Source organism: Pseudomonas sp. Pseusp18, assembly GCF_059506005.1.
Map to the genome: position 1 here is coordinate 6,392,523 of NZ_CP169240.1, position 17,579 is coordinate 6,410,101.

Below are 17,579 nucleotides of genomic sequence, written 5' to 3' on the forward strand. Positions count from 1 at the left end.
TCGCGATTAGAGTCACCACGGTGTTCCAGCCGCCCCGCGCTGGAACAACCGCCCCGTAGGAGCTGCCGAAGGCTGCGATCTTTTGATCTTAAGCCCCGCAAACATCCCGGCAACTTCCTCCGCCGCCGTCCGCTCAATGCCTCTTGGTGGAAGCGTGCTTCGCGGGTGATGCAAGCACCCGAAGCTCAACCACGCTCGATTTCGGCCCTGCGCTGATCGTAGGTCGATTGCAGGTTTAGCCAGAGTTCGGGCGTGGTGTTCAGGTAAATGGAAAGCCTCTCGGCAAGATCAGGGCCTACATCGCTCTCCTGCATCACAAGGGCACTCACCTCATCTCCAACCTCATTCAACGAGCTAGCCAAACCAGCCGCCGTAATGCCCATTGGCTCAAGAAACTCCTTTTCAAGGATTTCGCCAGGATGAATCGGCCGCATTCCAGAATTGCTCATCTCCCCTCCTGAGGGCTTGATCAACTGTGATCATAAGCAGCCACCCCGATCCGACAAGAGCGTCCGAGCTCTTTCACCGAAGTCCTTCATCTATCCAGGCCCGGTCCTACAAAAAAACTAGCTCCTCAGTTGATTACGCCCAAATACCAGCCGCGACGTAACCTGTGTAGCAGCTGCCGAAGGCTGGTACAGATTGCGTTACGACTTAACTGACTGGAATCAGCTCGCCCAGCAACATCCTGCGAAAGTTTGGTTACTCCGCCACAACGCTAAATCATCTGCCCACGACTACCCTTCAAAAACCCGCAGGAAGCGGTTCCCTGTCAGCTCAAGGAACGACCATGTCCCTATCCATCGTCCACAGCCGCGCCCAAGTCGGCGTGGATGCGCCCGCCGTCACCGTCGAAGTGCATCTGGCTAACGGCTTGCCGTCGCTGACCATGGTCGGGCTGCCCGAGGCGGCGGTGAAGGAAAGCAAGGACCGGGTACGCAGCGCGATCATCAATTCCGGCCTGCAATTTCCGGCACGGCGCATCACCTTGAATCTCGCCCCTGCCGATTTGCCGAAGGATGGCGGGCGATTCGATCTGGCGATTGCCTTGGGGATTCTGTCGGCCAGCGTGCAGGTGCCGACGTTGACGCTGGATGACGTGGAGTGCCTGGGAGAGCTGGCGCTGTCAGGCGCAGTGCGTGCGGTTCGCGGGGTGTTGCCGGCTGCGCTGGCGGCGCGCAAGGCCGGGCGCACGCTGGTAGTCCCACGAGCGAATGCCGAAGAGGCGTGCCTGGCTTCGGGGTTGAAGGTGATTGCGGTGGATCATCTGCTTCAAGCGGTCGCGCATTTCAATGGTCACACGCCCATCGAACCCTACGCTTCCAACGGTTTGCTCTACGCCAGCAAACCCTATCCCGACTTGAATGAAGTTCAGGGACAACTTGCGGCCAAGCGAGCCTTGCTGATTGCGGCGGCGGGGGCTCATAACCTGTTGTTCAGCGGGCCGCCGGGGACGGGAAAAACGTTGTTGGCGAGTCGTCTGCCGGGGCTGTTACCGCCATTGGTCGAGAGCGAAGCACTGGAAGTCGCGGCGATTCAATCGGTCGCCAGTTGTGTGCCGTTGAGTCATTGGCCACAGCGCCCCTTCCGACAGCCCCACCACTCCGCCTCAGGCCCTGCACTGGTAGGCGGCGGCTCGAAACCGCAACCCGGCGAAATCACCCTCGCCCACCATGGCGTGTTGTTCCTCGATGAGCTTCCAGAGTTTGATCGCAAGGTATTGGAGGTGTTGAGAGAGCCATTGGAATCCGGCCACATCGTGATTTCCCGCGCCAAGGACCGCGTACGCTTTCCGGCGCGCTTTCAACTGGTCGCCGCGATGAATCCCTGCCCCTGTGGATATCTTGGCGAGCCAAGTGGCCGTTGCTCCTGTACGCCGGACATGGTGCAGCGCTATCGCAACAAGCTGTCGGGGCCACTGCTGGACCGCATCGATCTGCACCTGACGGTTGCTCGGGAGGCTACGGCGCTGAACCCAGCGTCGAAGCCCGGCGACGACACCGCGACCTCGGCCGCGCTGGTCGCCGATGCACGGGAGCGGCAACAGAAACGCCAGGGCTGCGCCAATGCTTTTCTCGATTTACCGGGCCTGCGCAAGCACTGCAAGTTATCCACAGTTGACGAAACCTGGCTGGAAACGGCGTGTGAGCGACTGACTTTGTCCCTTCGTGCGGCCCATCGACTGCTCAAGGTCTCTCGCACTCTGGCAGACCTTGAACAAGTCGATGGCATCACCCGTGAACACCTGGCCGAAGCGCTGCAATATCGGCCAACAACACTCTAGTCCGTGTCACCCCTTGGTCAGATCAACCAACGGCGTCTGCCGCACTTCAGTCTCCCGACCACCCTGAATCTCGCTCACCCGCTTCAACGCCTTATCCACAGCCGCCTTATCCGCCAACAAGCTGTAGCTGATACGGAACTGCTTCTGTTCCTTCGGCGCAATTGTCGGCACCAGGTTCAGTGGCCGCTGATACCGGCGGTTATAGGAAAAGCTCGTTCCCGGCTCCAGCCCCGTGACATAGCCCTGGCCCTGGGTATCGGTGTTTTTCCACAGGGAGAACACCGGCAGTGTTTGAGTATTGAAGCCGACCGAGACACCCAGGCTGCCGGCCTTGTTATGCAGCACGGTCAACGTATCGCCCTTGGCATCGGCATATGGCACCACGTTGTAAACCGTCTCGTCGTAGTCCTTGGTCGGTGCGCGGTAGGTTTGCCAATCCGGCAGATCGCCCTTGGCTTTGTCGTTGAACGGTGAGACCTGCTTCACCGGCGCGGCGAAGCGGGCGCCCTGCTCCAGGAACGGTGTGCTGAAGTTGCTGTGATACAGCGCCTGGTATTCCTTCGGATAATCACCGTTGTTGGTCAGGGTGTCGTTGAGGGCGAACACGACGCTGCCGGGCTCGGTAACCAGTTCGGTTGCGACGGAGAAATCGACTTTCTTGAATGCCTGCTCTTTCAGTTCACCGCGCAGGCTGATGGCGTATGGCGGTTTTTCATCAATGTGCAGGGTGACTTTGTTGGCCGGGATGTTAGCGGCGCGACCGTGCAGGGTCAGCAGCTCGCCATTGTCCATGCCGGGATGGCCGACCCATTCGTAGCCGCAGCGGGTGACCAGCTCATTGAAACCTTCCAGCCAGCCCAGGCCACCGCGACCGTTGAGTTCGATGAAGGACGGGTTGACCACTTCCTTGACCGGCGAATCCCAGCCCATGCGCACATTGCCGACCGAAGCTTGCAGCACGTTCATACCGCGAGTCGGCACCACCGAGAGTTTCATCGTGCCGTTATCGATGTCGACGATGCTGACACCCTCCTGCCGACCGCCGTGCAAGGTGCGCAGGGTCACGGAGAAGGGTTTGGCGGTTTTTACGCCGAGTTGCTGGCTGGTGATCTGCCAGTTCTGGGCGGCTTTGTCGGTATCGAGCAGGACGTAATCCCAGGCCATGGCGTGGGAAGCAGCGGACAGTGCGCTGAGGGCAACGAAGAGTTTGAGCGGGGTCATGGCAGCAGCCTTTATTGGAGTTGTGCCATTTTTATAAACTTGAAGAAACGTTTCAGCAAGCATAAAAATCGAGATCACGATGGCAAATGCCAAATGATCGTCGATAAGGGGCTTGTGGGTAACGCGGAGAATCGAGTTGATGCCATCGCGAGCCTACTCGCGATGGCGATTTGGGCAGCGCCTCAACGAAACCGATCAACCTCATGCCGCAAGTCCGCCGCGAGCTTCTCCAGCTCTTTGGCAGTCACCGCCAGGTTCGACACCACTTCCCGCTGCTCACTGTTCGCCAGGGCGATGCTTTGCAGGTTGCTGCTGAGCAAGGTCGCGGTGCTGCTTTGTTCCTGGGTCGCGGTGGTGATGGCGGCGAACTGCTGACCGGCCGAGCGGCTTTGCTCATCGATCCGCGCCAGGGCTGAGGCGACGTTGGCGTTGCGCGACAGGCCTTCCTGCATCAGCACGTTACCCTGCTCCATGGTGCTGATCGCGTTGCCGGTTTCCTGCTGGATACTCTGGATCATCCCGGAAATTTCGTCAGTGGCCTGGCGAGTACGTGAGGCCAGGTTACGCACCTCATCGGCCACCACCGCAAACCCACGACCTTGTTCACCGGCACGGGCGGCTTCGATGGCAGCGTTGAGCGCCAACAAATTGGTTTGCTCGGCGATCGCGGTGATCACCCCGACGATGCCACCGATTTCCTGGGAGCGCTGACCCAAGGTGTTGATTACCGTCGCGGTGCTGTTCAGCGCACCGGCGATTTGTTCCAGAGACGAGGACGCTTCGTCCATCGACGTACGACCGATCTGGGTTTGCTGTGCATTTTCCTGCGCCAGGCGCTGGGTGTTGCCCATGTTGTCGGCAATGTTCAACGAGGTGGCGCTGAACTCTTCCACGGCGCCGGCCATGCTGGTGATTTCGCCGGACTGCTGCTCCATCCCTTCATAGGCACCACCGGACAAGCCAGACAACGCTTGGGCGCGGCTGTTGACCTCTTCCGAGGCTCTACGAATGTGCTCGACCATGGTCGACAAAGCCTGGCTCATCTGGTTGAAAGCGCGGGCCAACTGACCGATTTCGTCGTTGCTCGACACATTCAGGCGCACGCTCAAATCACCGGCGCCCAAGGCTTCGGCCTGACGCACCAGATCCCCCAGCGGCGCCAGTTTACTGCGCAACAACCAGACCGCCGAACCCACCGCCAGCAACATCGCCAACAGGCTGCCGATGGCCAGACGAATGCCGACGCTCCAGGTCACCGCGCGGATTTCCGCTTTCGGCATGCTCGCCACCACCGACCACGGCCCGCCTTCGAACGGTACGGCAATGCTGTAGAAGTCTTGCGACTTGTCGCTCCAGAAATCGCCCTTGCCCGGTGTCTTGGCCAGACCGACGATGGCCGGGACGGCCACGTCCAATGCTTGCACACCGGCGATCGGCACCAGCCATTTGTTCTGCTCGTCGAGCAGCGCCAGGGAGCCGGTCTGGCCGATGCGGAAGCGCTTGAGGTTTTCGAACTGGGCGTTCTGGGCGTCGGTGTAATCGAATCCCACGAACAGCACGGCAATCACCTTACCGCCGCTGTCGCGTACGGGGGTGTACTGAGTCATGTAGGACCGTTCGAAGAGCAAGGCGCGGCCGACGTAGCTCTGCCCGGCCATCAAGCGCGCATAAGCCGGGTGAGCGTGATCCAGCAATGTGCCGATGGCCCGGGTGCCGTCCTGTTTGCTCAGGGACGTGCTGACCCGAATGAAATCTTCGCCACTGCGCACGAACAGTGTCGCGACGCCGGCGGTCATTTGCTTGAACTCGTCCACTTCCTTGAAGTTGTTGTTCAACACTTCGCCGCCCAGGTGCAGGCCCGGGGTCTGCACGCCCGCCACGGCCACCGGCTCATCCGGGTGCACGCTCAAACCGGCGCTGAAGCGCTTCTCGAACAGGCCGCTGAGGCGCTGGGTACTCTCACGCAACGTGCCGTGGAACGTGCTCAGCTGATCTGCCAGCAGCCGCGCCTCGCTGGCCAGGTGCTCTTCGCGGGTGGCGAGGTTGGCAGCGTCCAGCGAGCGCAGGGCAAACACGGTGCTGCCGCTGATGACAATCGCCAGTATCACGGCAAGCGCAAGACCCAGCTGTGAGGCAATCCGAGCACGAGGTTGAGACATGACAGCTCCTGACCCAGTGGGCCGGATCATCCTGATCCCGTCGCACTCGGCAAAATTTCTGATAGTGGGAAAACGTGGAGCCTGGTACGAAGGTTCCATCAGCAGATTTTCGGCGGCAAAGCCGAATACTTGAGTGATTAACGGGGATATGGCTCAAGGCCGCCATTGCAGCGGCTCCATCGATTCAGCCCAGTCGTTCGACATCCGGCAATTCCATGGCCCGGACTTCGCCTTGCAGGAAATCGCTGAGCCTACGCAAACGTTCACCTCCGGGACGGGTTTTCGGCCAGACCAGGTAATAATTCTCACCACTGGCAACGGCCGTCGGCCACGGCAAACTCAGACGTCCCTGCGCGACATCCTCCGCGACCATCAGCAAATCACCCATGGACACGCCGTAGCCACGGGCGGCAGCGATCATGCCCAACTCCAGGGTGTCGAACACCTGCCCGCCCTTGAGCGAGACCTGATCGCTCAGGCCCATGCGCTCCAGCCAGTTGCGCCAGTCACGGCGGTCCGGCGTCGGGTGCAGCAGTTCGGTGCTGGCCAGGCGCGCAACGTCCCACGGTTGATCCTTCAGCAGATTCGGCGCGCCCACCGGAATCAACTCTTCGGGGAACAGCAAAGTCGTCTCCCAGTCCGGTGGAAAATGCCCGTTGCTGAGGATGACGGCGCAGTCGAAGGGTTCGTGGTTGAAGTCCACCGTATCGACGTCCATCCAGGCACTGGTCAATTGCACCTCGTTCCCCGGTCGCAGGTGGCGAAAACGGCTGAGCCGCGCCAACAGCCAGCGCATGGTCAGGGTCGACGGGGCTTTCATGCGCAGGATGTCGTCTTCGGCGCGCAAGGTGTTGCAGGCCCGTTCAAGGGCGGTGAAGCCTTCGCGAATGCCCGGCAGGATCAGCCGCGCCGACTCGGTCAGTTGCAGGTTGCGCCCGCTGCGATGAAACAGCCGACAGGCGAAATGCTCTTCGAGCGTACGAATGTGCCGGCTGACCGCACTTTGTGTGATCGACAACTCTTCGGCGGCGCGGGTAAACGAACTATGCCGCGCCGCCGCTTCGAATGCTCGAAGGGCATACAAGGGAGGGAGACGACGAGACATTGGGAAACCTCCTATAGCGCGGTTGCCTCAACTTATCAGAAAGTCCCGAGCATGAGTTTTAATCATGCCACCCATCCTTTTTATCCCTTTGTGGAAACCCCGCAGAGCGCCGAGAATCGACGCTTCCTGTTTTCTCTGACAATCGAGCGTGATGATCATGCAGCATCCAGCGCGTATTGAACTCTGGGCCATCCTACGGCTGGCGGGGCCGTTGATTGCCTCGCAGTTGGCGCACATGTTGATGGTCCTCACCGACACCTTGATGATGGCGCGCCTTAGTCCCGAGGCGCTGGCCGGCGGCGGTCTGGGCGCGGCGACGTATTCGTTCGTGTCGATCTTCTGCATCGGCGTGATCGCGGCGGTCGGCACCCTGGTGGCGATCCGTCAGGGCGCGGGCGACATCATCGGCGCAGCGCGGCTGACCCAGGCCGGTTTGTGGCTGGCCTGGTTGATGGCGCTGGTGGCGGGCCTGCTGCTGTGGAACCTCAAACCGGTGTTGCTGCTGTTCGGCCAGACCGCAACCAACGTCCAGGCCGCCGGCCAGTTCCTGTTGATCCTGCCGTTCGCCCTGCCCGGCTACCTGAGTTTCATGGCACTGCGCGGCTTCACCAGCGCCATCGGCCGGGCGACGCCGGTGATGGTCATCAGCCTCGGCGGCACCGTGGCCAACTTCCTGCTCAACTACGCGTTGATCACCGGCATGTTCGGCCTGCCGAAAATGGGCCTGATGGGCATCGGTCTGGTCACAGCGATCGTGGCCAACCTCATGGCGCTGGCGCTCGCGCTGCACATTCGTCGGCACCCGGCCTATGACGCTTATCCGTTGCGCCAGGGCCTGTCGCGGCCCAATCGTCAGTACTTGAAGGAGTTGTGGCGCCTGGGCCTGCCGATTGGCGGCACCTATGCGGTGGAAGTCGGCCTGTTTGCCTTCGCCGCGCTGTGCATGGGCACCATGGGCAGCACGCAACTGGCGGCGCACCAGATCGCCCTGCAAATCGTCTCGGTGGCGTTCATGGTGCCGGCGGGGCTTTCCTACGCGATCACCATGCGCATCGGCCAGCATTACGGCGCCGGGCAATTGCTGGATGCGCGGCTAGCCGGACGGGTCGGCATCGCCTTCGGGGCGGTGTCGATGCTGGGGTTTGCGATGGTCTTCTGGCTACTGCCGAATCAGTTGATCGGCTTGTTCCTTGACCACAACGACCCAGCCTTTCGCCCGGTCATCGAACTGGCCGTGAGCTTGTTGGCGGTGGCGGCGTGGTTCGAGCTGTTCGACGGCACGCAAACCATTGCCATGGGCTGCATTCGCGGACTCAAGGATGCCAAGACCACGTTCCTGGTGGGTTTGGGCTGCTATTGGCTGATTGGTGCGCCGGCCGCGTGGTGGATGGCCTTCCATCTGAACTGGGGGCCGACGGGCGTCTGGTGGGGGTTGGCGCTGGGGCTGGCGTGTTCGGCGGTGAGCCTGACGCTGGCGTTTGAGTGGAAGATGACGCGGATGATTCGGCGCGAGCCTTCAGCGCAAGACAGCTTTCGGGTGATTCAGCCGGATTAAGATCAAAAGATCGCAGCCTTCGGCAGCTCCTACAGGACCGCGCACAACCGCGCTGTGTAGGAGCTGCCGAAGGCTGCGATCTTTTAAATGGCCTCAACCACAACCTGCTGGCTGGAGCCGAAGGTTAAATACTCAACCAATTCCGCCAACGGCAACGGCTTGCTGATCAGATACCCCTGCACCTGATCGCACCCAAACCCGCGCAACAAATCCAGCTGCTCCGGTGTTTCCACCCCTTCGGCAACCACTTCGAGGTTGAGGTTGTGCGCCAGGTTGATCATGGCGTGCACCAGTTTGCGATTCTCTTCCCGCTCTTCCATGCCGCCGACAAAGCTCTTGTCGACCTTCAACAAGGCGATCGGCAGGCTGTTCAGGTGCACGAACGATGAGAACCCGGTGCCGAAATCGTCCAGCGAGAAGCGCACACCGAGCCGCCCGAGGGCGTCCATGGTCTGCTTGACCAGGTCACTGCGACGCATCACCGCGGTTTCGGTCAGTTCGAATTCCAGCCATTGCGCCTCGACGCCACGCTCGGCAATCAGCCGGCTCAGGGTCGACAGTAACTGGCTGTCCTGAAACTGCCGGAACGACAGGTTGATCGCCATGTGCAGCGCCGGCAGGCCCCGCTCACGCAACGCCTGCATGTCCCGCAGGGCTCGGGAAATCACCCAGTAACCCAGCGGCACGATCAAGCCGCTTTGCTCGGCCAGTGGCACGAATTCGCTGGGGGGCAGCAAACCGCGTTCGCCATGACGCCAGCGCACCAAGGCTTCGAGGCCGACGATCTGGCCGTCCGCAAGGTTCAGGCGTGGCTGGTAATGCAACTCCAGCTCATCGCGACGTAAGGCCCGACGCAGCTCGCTTTCAAGGTCGGCGATGCTGCGGGCATTGCGATTGATCCGCTCGTTGAAGATGTGGAAGGTGCAGCCTTGAGTACTCTTGGCCTGCTGCATGGCGATGTGCGCATGCCACATCAGCGGGTCGGCGCCGGCCTGCGCCCGGGCGTGAGCAATGCCGAGACTGGAACCGATCAACAGGCTTTCGCCGTCGATCCAGTAGGGTTCGGACAAGGCTTCGGTAATCCGTTCGGCCATCCATTCAGCGCGCTGCGGCGCGCGGCGGGTGTCGATCAGCAGGGCGAACTCATCGCTACCCAGCCGCGCCAGTTGATCGCCGGCCTCCAGCTGGCTTTTCAGCCGCGAGACCACTTGCAGGATCAACCGATCACCTGCCTGATGGCCGAGGGCGTCGTTGGCGTGTCGAAAGTTGTCGAGGTCAAGGTGACCGAGGGCCAGGCCGCGGCCGTCGTTGTCCGCCAGACGCGCCGCCAGCAAAGTCTGGAAACCCTGACGGTTGGCGATGCCAGTCAGCGGATCCTGCTCGGCCAGGCGCTGCAAGGTGTTTTCCAGCACCCCGCGCTCACGCACATGACGCAGACAGCGGCGCAACATGCCGGAATCCAGCAGATTGCGCACCAGCCAGTCGCTCACACCGTCGGGCGGCGCCAGCGGCTCGTGTTCGAGCAGCAACACCGTCGGCAGGCTGCAACGGCCGGGTGCCGGCTGCAGAGCAGGAATCGTCAACAACACCGCGCTGCGGTTGTCATCGAACAGGTTGCTGACCGACTCCCAGCTCGGCGCGCTGAGCAGCACTGCCGAACTCCCCATTGGAGCCAGACACTCGCGCAACAACGCTGCCCACGCTGGCTCTTGGGCCAGTAGCAGCAAACGCAAGGGTTCGACAGGCGTAGACAAGCTAGCTCCCTAGACTCTGCAAAGATGTAGGCGGCGCGCATTATGCCGCTCGGGTAACCAATGACCCAATATCATCGGTTATCAAACACGACTTCGAGTCTTGAATACGTACATTAGACGCGAATTCATTGCGCATCCTGCGTGAAAGTATCAAAACCGGCAAATAGAGATCGCGTGTTGCGTCACAAGTCGGAGAGAGCAGCACAATTCTCTGAGCCTGTTAAAATGCCGGCCCATTTCGCTAACGACTCCCTGATTTCGTATGTCCCGACTCAATCCCCGGCAGCAAGAAGCCGTGAGCTACGTCGGCGGCCCTCTTTTGGTGCTCGCCGGCGCAGGCTCCGGCAAGACCAGCGTGATCACCCGCAAAATTGCGCATCTGATCCAGAGCTGCGGCATCCGTGCCCAGTACATCGTCGCCATGACCTTTACCAACAAGGCCGCGCGGGAGATGAAGGAACGGGTCGGCACGCTGCTCAAGGGCGGTGAAGGCCGCGGCCTGACGGTGTGCACCTTTCACAACCTGGGCCTGAACATCATCCGCAAGGAACATGTGCGGCTGGGCTATAAACCGGGCTTCTCGATCTTCGACGAGACCGACGTCAAAGCCCTGATGACCGACATCATGCAGAAGGAATACTCGGGCGACGACGGCGTCGACGAGATCAAGAACATGATCGGCGCCTGGAAAAACGACCTGATCCTGCCGCCCGAAGCCCTGGAAAACGCACGCAACCCCAAGGAACAGACCGCCGCCATCGTCTACACCCACTACCAGCGCACGCTCAAGGCGTTCAACGCGGTGGACTTCGACGACCTGATCCTGCTGCCGGTAAAACTGTTCCAGGAACACGACGACATCCTGGAAAAATGGCAGAACAAGGTCCGCTACCTGCTGGTGGACGAATACCAGGACACCAACGCCAGCCAGTATTTGCTGGTGAAACTGCTGATCGGCAAACGCAACCAGTTCACCGTGGTAGGCGACGACGACCAGTCGATCTACGCCTGGCGCGGCGCCCGCCCGGAAAACCTGATGCTGCTCAAGGACGACTACCCGTCCCTGAAAGTGGTGATGCTGGAGCAGAACTACCGCTCCACCAGCCGCATCCTGCGCTGCGCCAACGTGCTGATTTCGAACAACCCGCACGAATTCGAAAAGCAGCTGTGGAGTGAAATGGGTCACGGCGACGAGATCCGCGTGATCCGCTGCCGCAACGAAGACGCCGAAGCCGAGCGCGTGGCCGTGGAAATCCTCAGCCTGCACTTGCGCACCGACCGGCCCTACAGCGATTTCGCGATTCTGTATCGCGGCAACTACCAGGCCAAGCTGATCGAGCTGAAGCTGCAGCATCACCAGGTGCCTTACCGACTGTCCGGCGGCAACAGCTTTTTCGGACGTCAGGAAGTGAAGGACCTGATGGCCTACTTCCGCCTGATCGTGAACCCGGACGACGACAACGCCTTCCTGCGGGTGATCAACGTCCCACGCCGGGAGATCGGTTCGACCACCTTGGAGAAGCTGGGCAACTACGCCACCGAGCGAAAAATCTCGATGTACGCCGCCACCGACGAAATCGGCCTGGGCGAACACCTGGACAGCCGCTTCACCGATCGCCTGTCGCGCTTCAAGCGTTTCATGGACAAGGTCCGCGAGCAGTGCGCCGGCGAAGACCCGATCTCCGCCCTGCGCAGCATGGTCATGGACATCGACTACGAGAACTGGCTGCGCACCAACAGCTCCAGTGACAAGGCCGCCGATTACCGCATGGGTAACGTCTGGTTCCTGATCGAGGCGCTGAAGAACACGCTGGAAAAAGACGAAGACGGCGAGATGACCGTCGAAGACGCCATCGGCAAACTCGTGCTGCGCGACATGCTGGAGCGTCAGCAGGAAGAGGAAGACGGCGCCGAAGGTGTGCAGATGATGACCTTGCACGCCTCCAAGGGCCTGGAATTCCCTTACGTGTTCATCATGGGCATGGAAGAGGAAATCCTCCCGCATCGCTCCAGCATCGAAGCCGACACCATCGAAGAGGAACGCCGCCTGGCCTACGTCGGGATTACCCGAGCGCGTCAGACACTGGCTTTCACCTTCGCCGCCAAGCGTAAGCAATATGGCGAGATCATCGACTGCGCGCCCAGCCGCTTCCTCGATGAACTGCCGCCGGACGACCTGGCCTGGGAAGGTAACGACGACACCCCGACCGAAGTCAAAGCCGTTCGTGGCAACAGCGCATTGGCAGATATACGCGCAATGCTAAAGCGCTAGAATTGACCACATTTATTTAGACCTTCGGCGCAACAGACGCCAACAGAGGACAGCTTCATGGAAGCACTGCACAAGAAAATTCGCGAAGAAGGCATCGTGCTTTCCGACCAGGTCCTGAAAGTCGACGCCTTTCTGAACCACCAGATCGACCCGGCCCTGATGAAGCTGATCGGCGACGAATTCGCCTCGCTGTTCAAGGATTCGGGCATCACCAAGATCGTCACCATCGAAGCCTCGGGTATCGCCCCGGCGATCATGACCGGCCTGAACCTCGGCGTACCGGTGATTTTCGCGCGCAAGCATCAGTCCCTGACCCTGACTGAAAACCTGCTGTCGGCGACCGTTTACTCGTTCACCAAGCAGACCGAAAGCACCGTGGCGATCTCCCCTCGCCACCTGACCAGCAGCGACCGCGTGCTGATCATCGACGACTTCCTGGCCAACGGTAAGGCGTCGCAAGCGCTGATCTCGATCATCAAACAGGCCGGCGCGACCGTGGCCGGTCTGGGCATCGTGATCGAGAAGTCGTTTCAGGGTGGCCGGGCGGAGCTGGATGCTCAGGGTTATCGGGTTGAATCGTTGGCTCGGGTGCAGTCGCTGGCTGGTGGTGTCGTGACTTTTATTGACTAACTAGCCAAACGCAAAGATCGCAGCCTGCGGCAGCTCCTACAGGAACCGAGTACCCCGTTATTTCACAGGTGCACACAACCCCTGTAGGAGCTGCCGAAGGCTGCGATCTTGGCGATCTCTGATTACCGGAGAAATCCCGATCAACCGGCGGTAGCTTTCAGGCCAGTGAGCAACAACCGCTGAAACAAATCCTCTTTCAACCCCTCCGGCTTCGTCAGCTGCATCCGCTCCAGATGCTCGGAAAACTCCGCCGGCTCCGGCGCATCCAGCGCCGCCTTGCCCAATTCCAGAATCTCCGTGAGCTTGAACTTGCTCTTCAACCAGTTCAGCGCCCGCAATAAATCCCGCTCCTGCGCCGTGAAATCGCAGCCCAACGGATATTCCGGAAACAGATTCGAATGCCGCGCCTGAATCGCCTGTAAACGCTGCGGGCTGTTGTCGGCGAAACGCGGATCGAGGCGGAAATGCTTCGGCAATTTGCCAGCGTTCTGCGCCTGCTCGATCAGCCCCGGCTGGAAGCGTGAGTCGCAGATGTTCAGCAACGCCTCGATCACCGTCGCGTCGGTCTTGCCCCGCAGATCGGCGATGCCGTACTCGGTGATGACAATGTCCCGCAGATGCCGTGGGATCGTGCAATGGCCGTACTCCCAGACGATGTTCGAACTGACCTCACCGCCCGACTCACGCCAACTGCGCAGGAGCAGGATCGAACGCGCGCCTTCCAGCGCATGGCCTTGAGCGACGAAGTTGTATTGCCCGCCAACGCCGCTCAGCACCCGCCCGTCTTCAAGTTGATCGGCCACGCCGGCGCCGAGCAGGGTCATGGTGAACACAGTGTTGATGAAGCGCGCATCAAGGCGCTGCAAGCGTTTGAGTTCTTCCTGGCCGTAGAGCTCGTTGATGTAGCTGATGCGGGTCATGTTGAATTCGAGCCGCTTGCTCTGCGGCAACTCGCGCAAGCGCTCGTAGAAACTGCGCGGCCCGAGGAAAAAACCGCCATGTACCGAGATGCCATCGGTTTGCGCGGCTTCGTTCAACGTGCCGGCGTTGGCCTGCTGCTGGGTCGACACATCCGGGTAGACCTTGCGTCGCACGATCCCGGCGTCGGCCAACACCAGCAAGCCGTTGACGAACATTTCGCTGCAACCATAAAGGCCCTTGGCGAACGGTTCGATGCCCCCTTCGCGCTCGATCAGCTGCGTCCACTGGCTGAGATTCAGATCCGCCAGCAACGCCTTGTAACCGTCACTGTCCGCCTGCCGCGCCAGTAACGCCGCCGTCAGGGCATCGCCCATGGCGCCGATGCCGATCTGCAAGGTGCCGCCATCGCGCACCAGCGTGCTGGCGTGCAGCCCGATGAAATGATCCTGGCAACCCACCGGCATGTTCGGTGTGGAGAACAACGTTGTGTTGTCCTTGGCGTCGATCAGCAGGTCGAAGGTGTCGATGCCGACTTCCGCGTCACCGGGCATGTACGGCAAGTCGTTGTGCACCTGGCCCACCATCAGGATCGTCTCCCCCGCCGCCCGGCGCTTGGCGATCATCGGCAACAGGTCGAGGGTGATGTCCGGGTTGCAGCTCAGGCTCAGGCGATCGGGATGTTCGCTGTGGCTGGCGACCAGTTGCGCCACCAGGTTCAATCCGGCGGCGTTGATGTCCCGCGCGGCGTGGCTGTAATTGCTACTGACGTAATCCTGCTGGGCCGGGGCGCTGTTCAACAGGCTGCCCGGCTGCATGAAGAACTGATGAATGCGGATGTTGTTCGGCAGACTGTCGCGACGCAGGTCAGCGAGGAAATCCAGTTCAGGGTAATCGCCGAACACCCGCTCGATAAAGGGTTCGAGGAAGCGCTTTTGCAAACCATCGCCCAAGGGCGGGCGTCCAAGGCACAGGGCGGTGTAGACCGTCAGCTGCCGCTCGGGCAGTTGCGCGATGCGTTGATACAGCGCGTTGACGAAGGGGTTGGGTTTGCCCAGCCCCAGCGGCAGGCCCATGTGGATATGCGCCGGCAATCGTGCCAGGACATCATCGACCGCCTGCTCGATAGAACACAACTGCACCATCTGATCCTCCCGCCCACCCCATGAATTGGGTTGGACCGAGCTTGCCGGGTCTTTGCTGCAAAGAATAGCCTCAGGCAAATCGCAGGCACAAAAAAGCCGCTCGCAAGCGGCTTTTCGTTGAAAACAGGCTTATTTCAGGCCAGACATCTTCTGGATGGCGCCTTCAAGGTCTTTCAGTTCGCAGTCACTGCAGGTGCCTTTTGGCGGCATCGCATTGAGCCCGCTCAACGCTACCTTCGCCAAGCCAGCAGCGGTGCCGCCTTCTTTATCGGCACGTTTTTTCCAGTCTGCGGCATCACCGATCTTGGGTGCGCCCAACAGGCCGGTGCCATGGCAAGCATTGCAGTGTTTGGCAATAATTTCGTCAGGCGTTTTCGACGCACCGCCGCCAACCGAAGCAGCGACTTCCATCCCCTTGCATTCTTTACCCTGCACACAGACTTGGCCGACTGGTTCAAGACGTTTAGCGATATCGTCGTTGGTCGCAGCTTGTGCGCTGACTGCCCAAAGGGCCAATACGGTTGCTGGTGCGGCCAGCATTTTCATAATTAGGTTCACGCGTACACCCTCAATGGTGGCTAGTCACGCCTGCGGCCACGGTTCGCAGGCGGGCGCAAGTATAGCGGTAAGCCCGCCACACTGAAACAACCCCAAAGTCGAAGGGGTCTTATCACAAGGCGGGAATACAGCATGGGCGTCTGTGCAATCCGGGCACGACGCCGTGTCTCTTAGAAATTCGCTGGAGTGGCTGCGCTGATTAGTCGCGCCGGGGCATCGAACGGATTCCGGAAACGGTGCGGCTTGGTACTTTCAAAGTAGTAGCTGTCGCCGGCCTCGAGCACAAATGTTTCGAGCCCTACCACCAGTTCCAGCCGACCTTCCACCAGAATCCCGGTTTCCTCGCCCTCGTGGGTGAGCATCTCCTCACCGGTGTCGGCGCCTGGCGGGTAGATTTCGTTGAGGAACGCGATCGCGCGGCTCGGGTGAGCCCGGCCGACGAGCTTCATGGTCACTGCGCCATCGGAAATATCGATCAGCTCGTGGGCCTTGTAGACGATCTGAGTCGGCTTTTCCTGCAGGATTTCTTCGGAAAAGAACTCGACCATGGACATGGGAATCCCGCCCAGTACCTTCCTCAGCGAACTGATCGAGGGGCTGACGCTGTTCTTCTCGATCATCGATATGGTGCTGTTGGTAACACCCGCGCGTTTGGCGAGCTCACGCTGGGAAAGACCTTTGAGCTTACGGATCGATTGCAGTCGTTCACCGACGTCCAATGCTGGAGCCTCCAGGGATTCAGGTTGCAAGAATATTGAGCGTTATCATGGCGACAGCGTTCAGTATTTACAACACTTGCGCCTGAATCCAGCCTGGCGAAGCGACTTTCGGTCGGGAGCGCTGTTGGTCAGGCCCCGGAATAGAGCAGCGGAACCCGACGCAGGTTGCAGAAGATCTGATAAGGAATCGTGTCGGCGGCCGTCGCGACGTCACTGACGAGAATATTTTTACCCCACAACTCGACGGGCGAACCGAGGCCGGCTTGCGGGACGTCGGTCAGGTCGACGCAGAGCATGTCCATCGATACCCGCCCCAGCAATTGACTGCGCTGCCCGGCCACCAGCACCGGCGTGCCGCTCGGAGCCTGGCGCGGATAGCCGTCGGCATACCCCATCGCCACCACACCCACACGCATCGGTTTGGGGGTGATGAATTTCGCGCCGTAACCAATCGGCTCGCCGGCCGGCAGTTCACGCACGCAAATCACCTTCGATTCCAGAGTCATCACCGGTTGCAGGCGAGACGCCACGGCATTGGCCTCTTCGAACGGCGTCGCGCCGTAGAGCATGATGCCCGGGCGCACCCAATCGCTCGGAATCTGCGGCCAACCAAGCACCGCCGGCGAGTTACGCAGGCTGATTTCGGCCGCCAACCCCTTACGCGCCGCTTCGAATACCGCGACCTGATCGACGCTGGCGTGGCAGTGCAGTTCATCGGCGCGGGCGAAGTGACTCATCAACACGATCTTCGCCACTTGGCCGCTGGCCAGCAGCCGTTGATAGGCTGCCTGGTAATCCGCTGGATGCAGGCCAACCCGATGCATGCCGGAGTCGAGCTTGAGCCACACCGTGATCGGTTTGCTCAGCGTGGCTTTTTCGATGGCTTCGAGTTGCCACAACGAATGCACCACACACCAGAAGTCATGCTCGACGATCAGCGCCAACTCATCGGCTTCGAAAAAACCTTCCAGCAGCAACACCGGCGCACGAATACCGGCGGCGCGCAGCTCCAGGGCCTCTTCGATACACGCCACGGCAAAGCCGTCCGCCTCGGCTTCCAGCGCCTGAGCGCAACGCACCGCGCCATGGCCATAGGCATCTGCCTTGATCACCGCGAGGGCACGGGCACCCGTGACTTCACGGGCAATCCGGTAGTTGTGACGCAGGGCTTGAAGGTCGATCAGGGCACGGGCAGGACGCATGGCGGCAGACTTCTAGGCGGTCATTGGGAAAAAAACCGGCGCTGGCTGACAGCGTTA

Annotated in this window: 13 protein-coding genes; 4 read left to right on the forward strand and 9 right to left on the reverse strand. The window is 60.7% G+C overall.

All coding sequences use genetic code 11. From position 1 onward, the window contains the following. Window positions 1-185: 185 nt before the first annotated feature. A complete protein-coding gene (locus ACEN9A_RS28940) occupies window positions 186-449 on the reverse strand; it encodes a HigA family addiction module antitoxin (protein ID WP_018927527.1) in 264 nt (87 codons plus the stop codon). Window positions 450-790: 341 nt separating this feature from the next. Here ACEN9A_RS28940 and ACEN9A_RS28945 point away from each other — a divergent pair, with 341 nt between their 5' ends. Continuing rightward, entirely contained in the window at window positions 791-2,284 is a 1,494-nt protein-coding gene (locus tag ACEN9A_RS28945; RefSeq protein WP_258671608.1) for a YifB family Mg chelatase-like AAA ATPase, read from the forward strand. Window positions 2,285-2,290: 6 nt separating this feature from the next. Here the strand turns inward: ACEN9A_RS28945 and ACEN9A_RS28950 are convergent, their stop codons facing one another. The 3 genes from ACEN9A_RS28950 to ACEN9A_RS28960 form a co-directional block, all read right to left on the reverse strand. Then, entirely contained in the window at window positions 2,291-3,505 is a 1,215-nt protein-coding gene (locus ACEN9A_RS28950) for an aldose 1-epimerase family protein (protein ID WP_028939141.1), read from the reverse strand. 182 nt (window positions 3,506-3,687) lie between these two features. Continuing rightward, a complete protein-coding gene (locus ACEN9A_RS28955) occupies window positions 3,688-5,664 on the reverse strand; it encodes a methyl-accepting chemotaxis protein (protein ID WP_258671609.1) in 1,977 nt (658 codons plus the stop codon). A 184-nt stretch (window positions 5,665-5,848) separates the two neighbouring features. Further along, window positions 5,849-6,769, reverse strand: a complete 921-nt coding sequence (locus ACEN9A_RS28960; RefSeq protein ID WP_019580487.1) for a LysR substrate-binding domain-containing protein — start codon at window positions 6,767-6,769, stop codon at window positions 5,849-5,851. 157 nt (window positions 6,770-6,926) lie between these two features. On the opposite strand from ACEN9A_RS28960, the gene ACEN9A_RS28965 reads away from it, so the two are divergent. Further along, window positions 6,927-8,324 (forward strand): NorM family multidrug efflux MATE transporter, encoded by a 1,398-nt coding sequence (locus ACEN9A_RS28965; RefSeq protein WP_258671610.1) that lies wholly within the window; start codon window positions 6,927-6,929, stop codon window positions 8,322-8,324. An 83-nt stretch (window positions 8,325-8,407) separates the two neighbouring features. On the opposite strand, the gene ACEN9A_RS28970 is transcribed toward ACEN9A_RS28965, so the two are convergent. After that, window positions 8,408-10,078, reverse strand: a complete 1,671-nt coding sequence (locus tag ACEN9A_RS28970) for a putative bifunctional diguanylate cyclase/phosphodiesterase (protein WP_258671611.1) — start codon at window positions 10,076-10,078, stop codon at window positions 8,408-8,410. A 262-nt stretch (window positions 10,079-10,340) separates the two neighbouring features. On the opposite strand from ACEN9A_RS28970, the gene rep reads away from it, so the two are divergent. Together rep and ACEN9A_RS28980 are read left to right on the forward strand one after the other, a co-directional pair. Then, window positions 10,341-12,350, forward strand: coding sequence for a DNA helicase Rep (rep, locus tag ACEN9A_RS28975; RefSeq protein ID WP_018927510.1), 2,010 nt, complete (start codon window positions 10,341-10,343; stop codon window positions 12,348-12,350). A gap of 57 nt (window positions 12,351-12,407) precedes the next feature. Next, complete coding sequence (locus tag ACEN9A_RS28980) at window positions 12,408-12,980, forward strand: xanthine phosphoribosyltransferase (RefSeq protein ID WP_019650108.1); 573 nt, start codon at window positions 12,408-12,410, stop codon at window positions 12,978-12,980. A 140-nt stretch (window positions 12,981-13,120) separates the two neighbouring features. On the opposite strand, the gene ACEN9A_RS28985 is transcribed toward ACEN9A_RS28980, so the two are convergent. The 4 genes from ACEN9A_RS28985 to alr form a co-directional block, all read right to left on the reverse strand. Further along, window positions 13,121-15,043, reverse strand: coding sequence for an acetyl-CoA hydrolase/transferase C-terminal domain-containing protein (locus ACEN9A_RS28985; protein ID WP_413387031.1), 1,923 nt, complete (start codon window positions 15,041-15,043; stop codon window positions 13,121-13,123). Window positions 15,044-15,172: 129 nt separating this feature from the next. After that, entirely contained in the window at window positions 15,173-15,601 is a 429-nt protein-coding gene (locus ACEN9A_RS28990; RefSeq protein ID WP_081625748.1) for a c-type cytochrome, read from the reverse strand. A 170-nt stretch (window positions 15,602-15,771) separates the two neighbouring features. Continuing rightward, the gene (locus ACEN9A_RS28995) at window positions 15,772-16,320 is read right to left on the reverse strand and encodes a cupin domain-containing protein (protein ID WP_018927504.1); all 549 of its coding nucleotides are present in this window, start codon (window positions 16,318-16,320) and stop codon (window positions 15,772-15,774) included. A 128-nt stretch (window positions 16,321-16,448) separates the two neighbouring features. After that, window positions 16,449-17,522 (reverse strand): alanine racemase, encoded by a 1,074-nt coding sequence (alr, locus tag ACEN9A_RS29000; protein WP_258671612.1) that lies wholly within the window; start codon window positions 17,520-17,522, stop codon window positions 16,449-16,451. Window positions 17,523-17,579 lie beyond the last annotated feature (57 nt).

What these genes read in the sequence shown, in the direction of transcription:
- ACEN9A_RS28960 (WP_019580487.1), bottom strand. Translation starts at nt 6,769, where the DNA reads ATGTCTCGTCGTCTCCCTCCCTTGTATGCCCTTCGAGCATTCGAAGCG.
- rep (WP_018927510.1), top strand. Translation starts at nt 10,341, where the DNA reads ATGTCCCGACTCAATCCCCGGCAGCAAGAAGCCGTGAGCTACGTCGGC.
- ACEN9A_RS28950 (WP_028939141.1), bottom strand. Translation starts at nt 3,505, where the DNA reads ATGACCCCGCTCAAACTCTTCGTTGCCCTCAGCGCACTGTCCGCTGCT.
- ACEN9A_RS28965 (WP_258671610.1), top strand. Translation starts at nt 6,927, where the DNA reads ATGCAGCATCCAGCGCGTATTGAACTCTGGGCCATCCTACGGCTGGCG.
- ACEN9A_RS28955 (WP_258671609.1), bottom strand. Translation starts at nt 5,664, where the DNA reads ATGTCTCAACCTCGTGCTCGGATTGCCTCACAGCTGGGTCTTGCGCTT.
- ACEN9A_RS28980 (WP_019650108.1), top strand. Translation starts at nt 12,408, where the DNA reads ATGGAAGCACTGCACAAGAAAATTCGCGAAGAAGGCATCGTGCTTTCC.
- ACEN9A_RS28945 (WP_258671608.1), top strand. Translation starts at nt 791, where the DNA reads ATGTCCCTATCCATCGTCCACAGCCGCGCCCAAGTCGGCGTGGATGCG.
- alr (WP_258671612.1), bottom strand. Translation starts at nt 17,522, where the DNA reads ATGCGTCCTGCCCGTGCCCTGATCGACCTTCAAGCCCTGCGTCACAAC.
- ACEN9A_RS28985 (WP_413387031.1), bottom strand. Translation starts at nt 15,043, where the DNA reads ATGGTGCAGTTGTGTTCTATCGAGCAGGCGGTCGATGATGTCCTGGCA.
- ACEN9A_RS28940 (WP_018927527.1), bottom strand. Translation starts at nt 449, where the DNA reads ATGAGCAATTCTGGAATGCGGCCGATTCATCCTGGCGAAATCCTTGAA.